Below are 12,913 nucleotides of genomic sequence, written 5' to 3'. Positions count from 1 at the left end.
TGGGAAACGGAACGGCTGGTGCTCAGCCTTGCACGGCGCGGGCCGTCTGACAGGGGGAGACGCGAGAGGGGCGCCGCGGACGGCATCCGGGGAGCCCCGCACAGGGCCGGGGCGGGACCGGGGCGCGCCGATGGCACGCGCCGGCGGTCGCCGGGGTACGTCCCGGCGACCGCTGGGGGAAGGGAAAGGGCGTGGTCAGACGCCGCTGTTGCTGCCACCGCCGCCGTCACGCAGTGCGTCCAGGTCCTCCTTGACGGTGTTGATCGGGATGGCGAAGCCGAGGCCGATGCTGCCGGCCGTGCTGCTGTTCGCCGAACTCGGCGAGTACATCGCCGAGTTGATGCCGATGATCTGCCCCTGCATATTGATCAGGGCGCCACCGGAGTTGCCCGGGTTGAGCGAGGCGTCGGTCTGTATCGCCTTGTACGAGGTCTTCGAGGAGCCGGTGTCGCCGTTGTAGTGGTTTCCGCCGAACTCGAACGGCCAGCCACCACCGTCGTCCGGCCCGCCCTGCCCCTGGTCCTGCCCCTGACCCTCCTCCTTGGGGACGGTGACATCCCGGTTGAGGGCGGAGACGATTCCGCTGGTCACGGACCCGGTCAGGCCCTCCGGCGAGCCGATCGCCACCACCTGGTCGCCAACCGTGATCTTGTCGGAGTCGCCGAGCGACGCCGCGGTCAGCCCCTTGGCGCCGCGCACCTTGACCAGCGCCAGGTCCTTGCCGGGGTCGGTGCCGACGACCTCGGCCGTCTTCCGGCTGCCGTCACTGAAGGTGACCGCGACCTTGCGCGCCCCCGCCACCACATGGTTATTGGTGACGATCTCCCCGCCGCTGGTGACGACGACACCGGAGCCGGTGGACTCACCGCTGCCGGTCCGCGCCTTGATCTCCACGATCGCCGGGCTGACCGCCTTGGCCACCCCCGAGACGCCGCTGCCGCCGGCCTTGCCCGCGTTGACGAGCGGAGTGGAGGGGCCGCTCTGTACGGTCTGGGTGGTGGCCCCGGCGATCAGTGCCGCGCTGCCGCCCCCGATGAGACCGGAGACGAGTGCCACCGCCGCGATCAGCGCGACCGGCCGGCGGGCCCGGCGCCGTGACCCGGGTGCGTACCCGGGCGGCGGGGGGAACGTCTGCTCCCCCGCGCCAGGGGCGCAGGGACCCGCTGCATGGCCGTGCTGCCGGCCGTAGTGGTCGCCGTACCCGAACGGCCCGTCCGGGGGCATCTCATCGCCGCTGCGGCGGTAGCTCTCGGTCATGTGGACAACTCTTCCGCCGGTCCATGAGAGCAGCGTGAGAACGCCCTGAGAGACCCGACAGAACCGTATATGCCCGGTATAAAGACAGTCCGGTCGGCGGACGGGGAAAGCCTCCGTCAGCCGCCACACCCACAGGACCGCCGGACCACCAGCCGCGACGGAAACTGCCGCAGCCGCTCCCGCCGGGAACCGACGATCCGCAGCCCGTCGTCGAGCACCAGATCCACCGCCGCGCGCGCCATCGCCTGGCGGTCCGAGGCGACCGTGGTCAGCGGCGGATCGGTCAGCCCGGCTTCCTTCACATCGTCGAAGCCCGCGACCGCCAGCTCGCCGGGCACATCGATCCGCAGCTCGCGGGCGGCCCGCAGCACCCCGATCGCCTGGTCGTCCGTCGCGCACATGATGGCCGGCGGCCGGTCCGGGCCCGCCAGCAGCTTCAGAGCGACCTGGTAGGCGTCGTAGCGGTTGTACGGCGCCTGGAAGTAGCGGCCGTCCGTGGACTTCCCGGACTCCAGCATGGCCCGCCGCCAGCCCTCGACGTGGTCGGTGACCGGGTCGCCGGACTTCGGGGTCTCCTCCGTGCCGCCGAGGAAGGCGACATAGGGATGGCCGTGCTCCAGCAGATGCCGGGTCGCCAGCTGCGCGCCCCAGACGTCGTCGGTCATCACCGCGACGTCGTCGATGGCGTCCGGCCTGCGGTGCAGCAGCACCACCCGGGCGTCCCAGGCGTCGATCTCGGCGGCGGCGTGCTCACTGGGCCCCTGGCTGATCAGGATCAGCCCGGACACCCGCATCCCGAGGAAGGCACGCAGATAGTGCACCTCGCGCTCGTCGAGATAGTTGGCGTTGCCGACCAGAACCATCTTTCCGCGCTCGGCGGCGGCCTGTTCGACGGCGTGCGCCATCTCCGCGAAGAACGGCTGCCGGGTGTCCGGCACGATCAGGCCTATGAGGTCGGTACGGCGGGACGCCATCGCCTGCGCGACACGGTCCGGCCGGTAGCCGAGCTCCTGGATGGCGGCGAGCACCCGCTCGCGCGTGGCCGGAGCGACCGGCCGTGGTCCGTTGTTGATGACGTAACTGACAACGGCGGTCGAGGTACCCGCCAGTCTTGCCACATCATCCCGCGTCACCTTGGCCACGCGCGGCAGTCTACGCGGGTGGTGCAAGGGCGTGTGCGGCAGTTCTCCGCGGGTTCACGGGCCTGCCGCACCACTCCGCTACCTGCGCCCGGCCCGTACGCCGTGCGGGTCCGCGCCGGCGGCCACCGCCTTACCGGAGCCGTCACCGCTCTCCGGCGCGCGGCGCTCGGCCGGCGCCGCGTCCGGGGCGGGCTTCGCCGCCTTCGCCGCGTCGTCCTTGGCCTTGGCCTCCTTGGCCTTGGCCTCCGCCGCCCGCTCCGCCTTCTCCGGCGTCACGAAGCGGTAGCCGACGTTACGGACCGTGCCGATGAGCGATTCGTGCTCGGGGCCGAGCTTGGCGCGCAGCCGGCGGACATGGACGTCCACCGTCCGCGTACCGCCGAAGTAGTCGTAGCCCCACACCTCCTGCAGGAGCTGGGCCCGGGTGAACACCCGGCCCGGGTGCTGCGCCAGGTACTTCAGCAGCTCGAACTCCTTGAAGGTCAGGTCCAGGACCCGCCCCTTCAGCTTCGCGCTGTAGGTCGCCTCGTCCACCGAGAGATCGCCGTTACGGATCTCCATCGGGCTGTCGTCCGTGGTGATCTGCTGGCGGCCCATCGCCAGCCGCAGCCGCGCCTCGACCTCGGCGGGGCCCGCGGTGTCCAGCAGTACGTCGTCGATCCCCCAGTCCGCGCTGACGGCGGCGAGTCCGCCCTCCGTCACGACCAGGACCAGCGGGCAGCCGGGCCCCGTGGACCGCAGCAGCTGGCACAGCGACCGTACGTGCGGGAGGTCACGGCGGCCGTCGATCAGTATGACGTCGGCGCCTGGCGTGTCGATGAGAGCCGGGCCCTCGGCGGGAGCCACCCGGACGCTGTGCAGCAACAGGCCGAGCGCGGGAAGCACCTCCGTCGACGGCTGGAGTGCGTTGGTCAGCAGCAGAAGTGAACTCACTTCCGACCACCTACCCGCATCTCGGGGTGTTCCATCCTCTGCGTGCGGTCCTGCCTGCTTCGCTCGCCCATGACGTCTGGTTCCTCCTCGGTCCCTGCGACGGGGCTCCCGGCCTCGGCCGGGGGAGTCTGCGGCACTGCTTCGTACGGTTCCCTCAGCCACGCGACGGGGGTGGCTGAAAGCACAAAAGGACCCGGGGGCAACGCTGCCCGGATCCTTCTTGCCCAGCAGAATAGCTCACATGGCCTCCCGACCGGAGGCGGAGTTTGCAGCTTTTTGTGTTTCTCCGGTCACTTCGGGTGGTCGGCGGGCCTCCGTGTTGACCGCCGTCGGCGCTGGTTTCCCGGGCTCCCGCACCCCCCGGTCGGCCCCCATCTGAAGGGGATCCGGCCTTCTCGGCCGGGGCGCAGCGGACCGGCCCGCACGGGGCCTCGCCGACGCGGCGAGGGGCCGCACAATTCTTCTGGGCACCGTCCCACGATGTGGACTGGCCTCCCACGTTTTTGTCTTTCCCGCCGTGGGGGTTGCTCGCCGTTTTTCGCCCGCTGCGCGGTGCGCCCGCCGTTGGCGCCTGCGGCGGGCCGGGTCCGCTGCGCGGGGCTGTGGGTGCGGGGACGGGCCTCCGGGGCCGGTGTGTGGGACTGCTTCGCTTTACGTCCCACACACCGGCCCCTCCGGCCCGTCCCCTCCCGTGGGGGAGTAAGTGACGGTGGGTGGGGGCTGGCCACGGTCGTCGCCTTGCAACCCCCTACTGGTCGTTCCCGGATAACCCATGTTTCTCGTGATCACCAGGCGCACCGGACCAGCCACGTCCACCCCCACCGGCCTTCAACCCACCCCCCACGGGAGGGGACGGGCCGGAGCGGGTGGGGTGCCGGACGTAAAGCGAAGCAGTCCGGCACCCCACCCGCGCAGGCCCGTCACCGCACCCACAGCCCCGCGCAGCGGACCCGCCCCGCGCAGCGGGCGACAAACGGCGAGCAACCCCCACGGCGGGAAAGCCGAAAACGGCCCGAGGCAAAGCGCAGCGGAACGGCGGGAAAGCCAAAAACGGGGCGAAGGCAAAGCGCAGCGGAACGGCGGGCGCACCCGCGCAGCGGGGCGAAAAACGACGAGCAACCCCCACGGCGGGAAAGCCGAAAACGCGGGATCAGCCCGTAATCGCCTCCGCGAACTGCGCCGCATACAGGCGCGCATACGCGCCGTTCGCGGCCAACAGGGCATCGTGCGGCCCCTGTTCAACGATCGCCCCGTTCTCCATGACGAGGATGACATCCGCATCGCGGATCGTGGAGAGGCGGTGGGCGATGACGAAGCTGGTGCGGCCGGTGCGGAGTTGGGCCATGGCGTGCTGGATGAGGACTTCGGTACGGGTGTCGACCGAGCTGGTGGCCTCGTCGAGGACGAGGATCGCGGGTTCGGCGAGGAAGGCGCGGGCGATGGTGATCAGCTGCTTCTCGCCGACGGAGACATTGCTGCCCTCGTCGTCGAGGACCGTGTCGTAGCCGTCCGGCAGGGTGCGTACGAAGCGGTCGACGTGGGTGGCGCGGGCGGCGGCCACGATCTTGTCCATCGGGGTGCCCGCGGGGGCGCCGTAAGCGATGTTCTCTGCGATCGTGCCGCCGAAGAGCCAGGTGTCCTGGAGGACCATGCCGATGTGCGCGCGCAGTTCCTCGCGCGACATCGCGGCGATGTCGGTGCCGTCGAGGGTGATCCGGCCGCCGCGTACCTCGTAGAAGCGCATCAGGAGGTTGACGAGGGTGGTCTTGCCGGCGCCCGTCGGGCCGACGATCGCCACCGTCTGGCCGGGGTGGACGGCCAGCGACAGGTTCTCGATGAGCGGCTTGTCCTCCGCGTAGCGGAAGGAGACGTCCTCGAACGCGACCCGGCCCTCGATGCGGTCGGGCCGGGCCGGCCGCTCGGGGTCGGGGGCCTGCTCCTCGGCGTCGAGGAGTTCGAAGACCCGCTCGGCGGAGGCGACACCGGACTGGACGAGGTTGGCCATCGAGGCGACCTGGGTGAGCGGCTGGCTGAACTGCCGGGAGTACTGGATGAAGGCCTGGACGTCGCCGATGGACAGGGCGCCGGAGGCGACGCGGAGGCCCCCGACCACGGCCACCAGGACGTAGTTGAGGTTGCCGATGAACATCATCGCGGGCTGGATGATCCCGGAGATGAACTGGGCCTTGAAGCCGGCGGCGTACAGGGCCTCGTTCTGTTCGCGGAACAGCTCGGCGGACTCCCGCTGGCGGCCGAAGACCTTCACCAGGCTGTGCCCGGTGTACATCTCCTCGATGTGCGCATTGAGCTTGCCGGTGGTCTTCCACTGCTGGACGAACTGCGGCTGGGCGCGCTTGCCGACCTTGGTGGCGACGACGACGGAGACCGGGACCGTGACCAGGGCGACCAGCGCCAGCAGCCACGAGATCCAGAACATCACGACCAGGACCCCGACGATGGTCAGCAGCGAGGCCACGATCTGGCTGAGGGTCTGCTGCAGCGTCTGCTGGATGTTGTCGATGTCGTTGGTCGCCCGGGAGAGGACTTCACCGCGCTGCTGCCGGTCGAAGTAGCTCAGCGGCAGCCGCGCCAGCTTCTCCTCGACCTGTTCGCGCAGGCGGAAGACCGTGCGCTGGACGACGCGGGTGGCGATCCTGGCCTGGACGAAGCCGAACAGCGAGGCGCCCACGTAGATCAGGGTGACCCAGAGCAGGATCCGGCCGACGGCGCCGAAGTCGATGCCGTGGCCGGGGACGACCGGCATCGCGGCGATCATGTCGGCGAGACCGCCCTGGCCGTGGGCGCGCAGCTGGTCCGCCGCCTGGGCCTTGGTGAGGCCGTCGGGCAGCTGGCGGCCGATGATGCCGGACATGATCAGGTCGGTGGCGTGGCCGAGGACCTTGGGGCCCACGACCGTGAGCGCCACGCTCAGGACGCCCAGCGCCAGCGCGGCGGACATGACGGCGCGCTCGGGCCGCATCTGGGCCAGCAGCCGTTTGCCGGAGCCCTTGAAGTCCATCGACTTCTCGGTGGGCTGGCCGCCCATCATCCGGGCGGGCCCGACCGCGGGGGCCGGGCCTCGTCCCGGGGCCGCCTGAGGTGTCTCCCCGGGGGCCGCCGGAGTCTCGGCACGGGGGGCCGTCCCCTTGTCCGCGGTGGTCACGCCGCCTCCTGCTCGGTGAGCTGGGAGAGCACGATCTCCCGGTAGGTCTCGTTGCCGGCCATCAGCTCGGTGTGGGTGCCGGTGCCGACGACCCGGCCTTCGTCGAGGACGACGATCCGGTCGGCGCCGCGGATGGTGGCGACGCGCTGGGCGACGATCACCACCGTCGCGCGGTCGGTCTCGCGGGAGAGCGCGGCCCGCAGGGCCGCGTCCGTCGCGTAGTCCAGCGCGGAGAAGGAGTCGTCGAAGAGGTAGATCTCGGGGCGGCGCACCAGGGCGCGGGCGATCGCCAGCCGCTGGCGCTGGCCGCCGGAGACATTGCCGCCGCCCTGCGCGACGGGCGCGTCCAGGCCGCCTTCCATCCGCTCGACGAAGTCCCGCGCCTGGGCGGTCTCCAGGGCGTGCCACAGCTCGTCGTCGGTGGCGTCCGGGTTGCCGTAGCGCAGGTTGGTGGCGACGGTGCCGGAGAAGAGGTACGGCTTCTGCGGGACCAGGCCGATGGCCTTGGCCAGCGTCTCCTGGTCGAGGGTGCGGACGTCCTCGCCGTCGACGAGGACCGTGCCGCCGGTCGCGTCGAACAGCCGCGGGACGAGGCCCAGGAGGGTCGACTTGCCGGAGCCCGTGGAGCCGATGACGGCGGTGGTCTCCCCGGGGCGGGCGACCAGTGAGATGTCCTTGAGGACCGGCTGTTCGGCGCCGGGGAAGCGGAACTCGACGCCGCGCAGCTCCAGTTCGCCGTGGCGGCGGAGTTCGGTGACGGGGTGCTGGGGCGGAGTGACGCTGGAGTCGGTCCCCAGCACCTCCTGGATGCGCTCGGCGCAGACCTCGGCGCGCGGCAGCATCATCACCATGAACGTCGCCATCATGATCGACATCAGGATGTACATCAGGTAGCTGAGGAACGCCGTCAGCGCGCCGATCTGCATCGACCCGCTGTCGATCCGCAGCCCGCCGAACCAGACGACGGCCACGCTGGAGAGGTTCACGATCAGCATGACCAGCGGGAACATCATCGACATCAGCCGGCCGGCGCGGAGCGACACCTCGTAGAGATCGGTGCTGGCCCCGGCGAACCGCTCGCGTTCGTGCCGGTCGCGGACGAAGGCGCGGATGACGCGGATGCCGGTGATCTGCTCGCGCAGCACGCGGTTGACGGTGTCGATACGCTCCTGCACCCCGCGGAACAGCGGCCGCATCCGGCGCACGATCAGTGAGACGAGAATCCCGAGGACCGGGACGATGACCAACAGGAGGCCGGAGAGCGGCACGTCCTGATTGAGCGCCATGACGACGCCGCCGACGCACATGATCGGCGCCGAGACCATCATCGTGAACGTCATCAGCACCAGCATCTGGACCTGCTGGACGTCATTGGTGGTGCGGGTGATCAGCGACGGCGCGCCGAAGGTGCCCATCTCGCGGGCGGAGAAGGACTGCACCCGGTCGAAGACCGCGGCACGGATGTCCCGGCCGAGCGCCATGGCCGTACGGGCACCGAAGTAGACGGCACCGATCGCGCAGACGATCTGCAGCAGGGTGACGGCGACCATGAAACCGCCGACGCCGAGGATGTAGCCCGTGTCCCCCTTCACGACACCGTTGTCGATGATGTCGGCGTTGAGGGTGGGCAGATAGAGGGTTGCCAGGGTCTGGATCAGCTGAAGCAGCACGATCACGGATATCGAGCGCCGGTGGGGCCGCAAATGCGCCCGTGCGAGTCGGACCAACACGACATGAGCCTAGGCGAACACTTGCCCACGGCAATCGATTTTCCGGCGTACGTCCTGTACGGCCGTGGAGCCTTTGCCAGAACTTGCCCGGAGCCGGATCACCCGCCGCGTAGGCCATCATGGAGGCGGCAACGACGGGGTCCCGCCAAGACGGGGGCGTCCCCCGACCGACACGACGAAGAGGCCGCCGTGACAACAACTGGCACCGTGCGCTACTGGGCCGCGGCCAAGGCCGCCGCCGGCACGGCAGAGGAGCCGTATGCGGCCGCGACGCTCGCCGAAGCGCTCGACGCGGCGCGCACGGCGCATGCCGCGAACCCCGAGTTCGCGCGCGTCCTGCTGCGCTGCTCATTCCTGGTGGACGGCGATCCGGTCGGCACCCGTGACCACCGGGCGGTGCCGCTGGCCGAGGGCGGCACCGTCGAGGTCCTGCCGCCGTTCGCGGGAGGGTGAACACACGACCATGAGCGACAACCAGCCGCAGCACCGCCATCCGTACGAGCCGCACGATCCCTACGCCCAGCAGGCCCCTTACGGGCAGCAGGCACCGCAGTCCGCGCAGGCCCCCTACGGGCAGCAGGCGCCGTACGAGCCGCAGGCTTCCTACGGACAGCAGCAGCCGCACGGGCACCAGGCGGCGCACGGACAGCAGGCGGCGCACGGGCAGACGTCCCCCTACGGGCAGGGTCAGCAGGCCTACGACCCCTATGCGCAGCAGCAGCCGCGGCCCGAGCAGTACGGGCAGGGCACGCACGGACGCGGCCGGCCGGGTCCCGACCCCTACGGACGTGACCCGTACGGGCGCGGCCAGTACGGGTACGACGCCTACGGTCAGCAGCAGCCGCAGCAGCACCGGCAGCCGCAGCAACCACAACAGCCGCAGCCGCAGCAGCCACAGCGGCCGGCCCACGGCCAGGACGGCTACGGCGCCCCGCACCTGGCGGAGACCGCGCCGCTGCCCCTCCAGCACCAGACCGCCCGCCCCGCGGACGAGCCGTACGCCCGCCGGCACCCCCAGCAGGCCCAGCAGGCCCGGCCGGCCGCCGCCCCCGCACCGGCCGCGAGCGCGCCGGTCTCCACCGCCCCGGTCTCCACCGCGTCGGTCTCCTCCGCGCCGCTCGCTCCCAACCAGCGCGCCCGCGCCGAGGGCCGCTCGCCGATCATCCCGCCCGGGATCCAGCCGGCCGCGCTGACCGCCGGGCTCGCCCTGCTGCTGGCCCTGACCGCGTCGCTGGGCCGTCCCGTGCTCGCCGTACCGGTGGCGCTGCTGCAGGCCGTCACCGCCTCCGGCTGGTTCCGGCTCAACGGCATGTGGCCGGCCCGCCAGGGCATCGCGCTCGCCTTCCTGGGCGGCCTGACCACCGATGTCGCGCTGCTCGCCACCGAGCGCGCGAGCGCGCCGCTGGTCGGCATCGGCACGCTCGGGGTGTGGTGCCTGCTCGTCCTCGTCCTGCAACTGCGCAATCGCAGCAGCGCCGACGAGCGGATGTACGCGCTGACCGCGGGTCTGACCTCGTCCGCGCTCGCGGTGCTGGCCGCCGGCCACCTCGCGGCGAGCCCGCAGGCGGTGGTGGCAGGCGCCTGCGCGGTCGCGGTGGCCACCCTCGCCCGTGCGCTGCCGCTGCCCTCCGCGGCCTCCATCGCCATCTGCCTCGTGGCCGCCGCGGGCGCCGGTATCGCGGCCGGGCAGCTGACCGGCCTCGGCGCGTCCGGTGCGCTGCTGGGCCTGGCGGCCGGCGGCTGTGCCCTCATCGGTCTGCGGGTGGCCAGCTACGACTACCCGTCCCGCTTCGTCCACCTGACGGCGGGCGTGGCCCTGCCGCTGGCGCTGGCCGCGCCCGCGGTGTACGTCCTGGGGCGGGCGCTGGGGTAACCCCCGGGGGCCCTCGATGCCGTGAGCGGCACCGGGCGGCGGCCGCCGGAAGCGCCCCTGGCGCGTTCCGGCGGCCGCCGCTGCCGTTTCCCGGACCACGTCGTCTAGGCTCCCCGGAGCGCAGGCAGGGGGCCTGCACGGACACGGCCGGGATGATCCGGCCCAGGTGTGGGGGTAGTGGTTCGATGCGTGCACTACGTGTGCTGTTGGTCCTTCTCGTCATATTCGGCGGGCTGTTCGTCGCCGCCGACCGGGTGGCGGTGAACCTGGTCGAGGACAAGGCCGCGGACAAGATCCGCAGCAGCCAGGGGCTCGACAAGACCCCGGAGGTCTCGATCAAGGGCTTCCCGTTCCTGACCCAGGTCGCCGGCCGCAGCCTCGACGAGGTGGACGCCGAGCTCGGGGGCATCGAGGCCCGCGCCCAGGGGCATGCGCTGCGCATCGACCGGCTCTCGGCGCAGTTCCACGAGGTCGGGCTGACCAGCGACTACACCTCCATAGAAAGCGCCGCCACGGCCACCGGCAACGCCCGGATCAACTACGCCGACCTGACCAAGGCGGCGGGCGGCGGCGTCACGATCGGATACGGCGGGCAGAAGGGCGGCCGCGGCCAGGTCAAGATCTCGCCGAAGATCCCGGTCCTCAGCTCGCTGGACGTGACCGGCTCCATCACGATCGTGGGCGGCAACACCGTCCGGCTGCGCGCCGACGGGCTCCCGGCGGTGTGCCGGGCCCTGCCGGGCTGTGAGAGCAAGGTGCGCGCCCAGACCGACCACGACTGGAAGCTGGACCAGCTGCCCGGCAACCTGAAGCTGGAGAAGGTCGTGACCACGCCCGAGGGGCTGTCGATCTCCGCCGCCGGCAAGAACGTCAAGCTTCCCGGCTGACCGGTCGTCCGAGACTCATCGGACGTCCCGGACCGACCGGATGTCCCCGGCTGACCGGACGTCCTTGGCGGGCCGGACGTCCTTGGCGGGCCGGACGTCCTTGGCGGGCCGCCCCACCGGCCCGTCGGCACCGGCCCGCCGGCACCGATCGGCCGCCCGATCCGCCGCCCGATCCACCACTCGTCCACTTCCTGAGACGACCGAGTCCGTACGCCAGACCCCCCACCGGCGTACGGACGTCCGGGGCTCGTGAGCCCCTATATGGAAACACCATCGATCCCACATCGCGGACAAACGCGTCTCGCCATTCGACACGCCGGTGACACGCCCCGCTCCGCGTCCCTACGATCGGTGCCATGCAGAGCTCATTGAGCGGTCTCCGTCCGCGGGGACGTGCGGTACTGACGAAGCGGCGGGCAGTAGACCTGTGCCGCGTCGCCGCCATGCTCTGTCGCCCTGCCTGACGGGCTCTTCGCACCCTCCCCCAGCTCCGCTGGGAGGTGTCCCCAGCCCGGCCGGCCACTGCGGCCGCACCCTCACGCGTACCGGCGCAGCGCCGCCCCGGAACCCCGTCCGGTCTTCACCGGCGCGCACCCCGGCATACCCGTGTGCCCTCTCTGCCACTGCCCCCCGTAACTGCCCCGGAGGAGAAGAACATGAGCCGTAGCGACGTCCTCGTAGACGCCGACTGGGTCGAGGCCCACCTCGAGGACCCGAAGGTCGTCCTCGTCGAGGTTGACGAGGACACCTCGGCCTACGACAAGAACCACATCAAGAACGCCGTCCGGATCGACTGGAAGCAGGACCTCCAGGACCCGGTCCGCCGCGACTTCGTCGACCAGGAGGGCTTCGAGAAGCTGCTCTCCGCCAAGGGCATCGCCAACGACGACACCGTGGTCCTCTACGGCGGCAACAACAACTGGTTCGCCTCCTACGCCTACTGGTACTTCAAGCTCTACGGCCACGACAGCGTCAAGCTGCTCGACGGCGGCCGCAAGAAGTGGGAGCTGGACTCGCGCGACCTGGTCGACGGCTCCGAGGTTCCCCAGCGTCCGGCCACCGACTACAAGGCCAAGGCCCAGAACACCGCCATCCGCGCCTTCCGGGACGACGTCGTCGCCGCGATCGACAACCTCAACCTGGTCGACGTGCGCTCCCCCGACGAGTTCAGCGGCAAGCTGCTCGCCCCGGCGCACCTCCCGCAGGAGCAGTCGCAGCGCCCCGGCCACGTGCCCAGCGCCCGCAACATCCCGTGGTCGAAGAACGCCAACGACGACGGCACCTTCAAGTCGGACGACGAGCTCAAGGCCCTCTACGAGGGTGAGTCGGTGGACCTGGCCAAGGACACCATCGCCTACTGCCGCATCGGTGAGCGCTCCGCGCTGACCTGGTTCGTCCTGCACGAGCTGCTCGGCCAGAGCAACGTCAAGAACTACGACGGCTCCTGGACCGAGTACGGCTCGCTGGTCGGCGTCCCGATCGAGCTCGGCGCCAACAAGTAAGCAAGCAGCTTCTCTCTCACCCCTCAAGGAAGTACCCCTATGTGTGGAGCACAGGCAGGCGGCCCGGACGCCTCGACCATCAAGCCCGGTGAGACCACGATCCAGGGCAGCGTGACCCGCGACGGCGAGCCCGTCACCGGATACGTCCGCCTCCTGGACAGCACCGGTGAGTTCACCGCCGAGGTTCCCACCTCCGCGACCGGACAGTTCCGCTTCTACGCGGCCGAGGGCACCTGGACGCTGCGTGCGCTCGTCCCGGGCGGCACCGCGGACCGCACCGTCGTCGCCCAGCAGGGCGGCCTGGCGGAGGTCGCCATCGCTGTCTGACGGTCGAAGTGGCCGCGCTCCGTAGCACCGGGGCCCTCGCCACGAGCCGTACGGCCGGAAGGGCCGCACCCCGGAGGTTTGGACGCCTTGGCCGGGGTG

11 protein-coding genes are annotated in these 12,913 nt (G+C 71.1%); 6 read left to right on the top strand and 5 right to left on the bottom strand.

Going from position 1 to position 12,913, the window contains the following annotated elements:
* Positions 1 to 195 precede the first annotated feature (195 nt).
* From ABZ851_RS24590 to ABZ851_RS24570, 5 genes are all read right to left on the bottom strand, one after another.
* A complete protein-coding gene (locus ABZ851_RS24590; RefSeq protein WP_361131292.1) occupies positions 196 to 1,257 on the bottom strand; it encodes a trypsin-like peptidase domain-containing protein in 1,062 nt (353 codons plus the stop codon).
* A 116-nt stretch (positions 1,258 to 1,373) separates the two neighbouring features.
* Positions 1,374 to 2,399, bottom strand: a complete 1,026-nt coding sequence (locus ABZ851_RS24585) for a LacI family DNA-binding transcriptional regulator (protein WP_088799286.1) — start codon at positions 2,397 to 2,399, stop codon at positions 1,374 to 1,376.
* Between the two features lie 78 nt (positions 2,400 to 2,477).
* Positions 2,478 to 3,332 (bottom strand): response regulator transcription factor, encoded by an 855-nt coding sequence (locus ABZ851_RS24580; RefSeq protein ID WP_336050485.1) that lies wholly within the window; start codon positions 3,330 to 3,332, stop codon positions 2,478 to 2,480.
* A gap of 1,150 nt (positions 3,333 to 4,482) precedes the next feature.
* Positions 4,483 to 6,378, bottom strand: coding sequence for an ABC transporter ATP-binding protein (locus ABZ851_RS24575; RefSeq protein ID WP_361131610.1), 1,896 nt, complete (start codon positions 6,376 to 6,378; stop codon positions 4,483 to 4,485).
* Between the two features lie 113 nt (positions 6,379 to 6,491).
* Entirely contained in the window at positions 6,492 to 8,225 is a 1,734-nt protein-coding gene (locus tag ABZ851_RS24570; RefSeq protein ID WP_361131288.1) for an ABC transporter ATP-binding protein, read from the bottom strand.
* Between the two features lie 207 nt (positions 8,226 to 8,432).
* On the opposite strand from ABZ851_RS24570, the gene ABZ851_RS24565 reads away from it, so the two are divergent.
* The 6 genes from ABZ851_RS24565 to ABZ851_RS24540 all read left to right on the top strand — a co-directional run bounded on the left by ABZ851_RS24565 (position 8,433) and on the right by ABZ851_RS24540 (position 12,814).
* Complete coding sequence (locus ABZ851_RS24565) at positions 8,433 to 8,678, top strand: MoaD/ThiS family protein (protein WP_088799282.1); 246 nt, start codon at positions 8,433 to 8,435, stop codon at positions 8,676 to 8,678.
* A gap of 10 nt (positions 8,679 to 8,688) precedes the next feature.
* Complete coding sequence (locus tag ABZ851_RS24560; RefSeq protein ID WP_361131286.1) at positions 8,689 to 10,098, top strand: hypothetical protein; 1,410 nt, start codon at positions 8,689 to 8,691, stop codon at positions 10,096 to 10,098.
* A 185-nt stretch (positions 10,099 to 10,283) separates the two neighbouring features.
* Complete coding sequence (locus ABZ851_RS24555; RefSeq protein WP_361131283.1) at positions 10,284 to 10,985, top strand: DUF2993 domain-containing protein; 702 nt, start codon at positions 10,284 to 10,286, stop codon at positions 10,983 to 10,985.
* Positions 10,986 to 11,341: 356 nt separating this feature from the next.
* A complete protein-coding gene (locus ABZ851_RS24550) occupies positions 11,342 to 11,449 on the top strand; it encodes a putative leader peptide (RefSeq protein WP_360054210.1) in 108 nt (35 codons plus the stop codon).
* A gap of 192 nt (positions 11,450 to 11,641) precedes the next feature.
* The gene (locus ABZ851_RS24545) at positions 11,642 to 12,487 is read left to right on the top strand and encodes a sulfurtransferase (RefSeq protein ID WP_336054078.1); all 846 of its coding nucleotides are present in this window, start codon (positions 11,642 to 11,644) and stop codon (positions 12,485 to 12,487) included.
* Between the two features lie 39 nt (positions 12,488 to 12,526).
* On the top strand, positions 12,527 to 12,814 hold the full coding sequence (locus ABZ851_RS24540) for a DUF1416 domain-containing protein (RefSeq protein ID WP_030085405.1): 288 nt from the start codon (positions 12,527 to 12,529) through the stop codon (positions 12,812 to 12,814).
* Positions 12,815 to 12,913 lie beyond the last annotated feature (99 nt).

It is taken from the genome of Streptomyces sp. NPDC047049, from assembly GCF_040643995.1.
Taxonomy (GTDB): Bacteria; Actinomycetota; Actinomycetes; order Streptomycetales; family Streptomycetaceae; genus Streptomyces; species Streptomyces mooreae.
This window is presented reverse-complemented; position numbering and strand designations above follow the sequence as displayed.

What these genes read in the sequence shown, in the direction of transcription:
- ABZ851_RS24590 (WP_361131292.1), bottom strand. Translation starts at nt 1,257, where the DNA reads ATGACCGAGAGCTACCGCCGCAGCGGCGATGAGATGCCCCCGGACGGG.
- ABZ851_RS24540 (WP_030085405.1), top strand. Translation starts at nt 12,527, where the DNA reads ATGTGTGGAGCACAGGCAGGCGGCCCGGACGCCTCGACCATCAAGCCC.
- ABZ851_RS24545 (WP_336054078.1), top strand. Translation starts at nt 11,642, where the DNA reads ATGAGCCGTAGCGACGTCCTCGTAGACGCCGACTGGGTCGAGGCCCAC.
- ABZ851_RS24575 (WP_361131610.1), bottom strand. Translation starts at nt 6,378, where the DNA reads ATGGGCGGCCAGCCCACCGAGAAGTCGATGGACTTCAAGGGCTCCGGC.
- ABZ851_RS24555 (WP_361131283.1), top strand. Translation starts at nt 10,284, where the DNA reads ATGCGTGCACTACGTGTGCTGTTGGTCCTTCTCGTCATATTCGGCGGG.
- ABZ851_RS24550 (WP_360054210.1), top strand. Translation starts at nt 11,342, where the DNA reads ATGCAGAGCTCATTGAGCGGTCTCCGTCCGCGGGGACGTGCGGTACTG.
- ABZ851_RS24560 (WP_361131286.1), top strand. Translation starts at nt 8,689, where the DNA reads ATGAGCGACAACCAGCCGCAGCACCGCCATCCGTACGAGCCGCACGAT.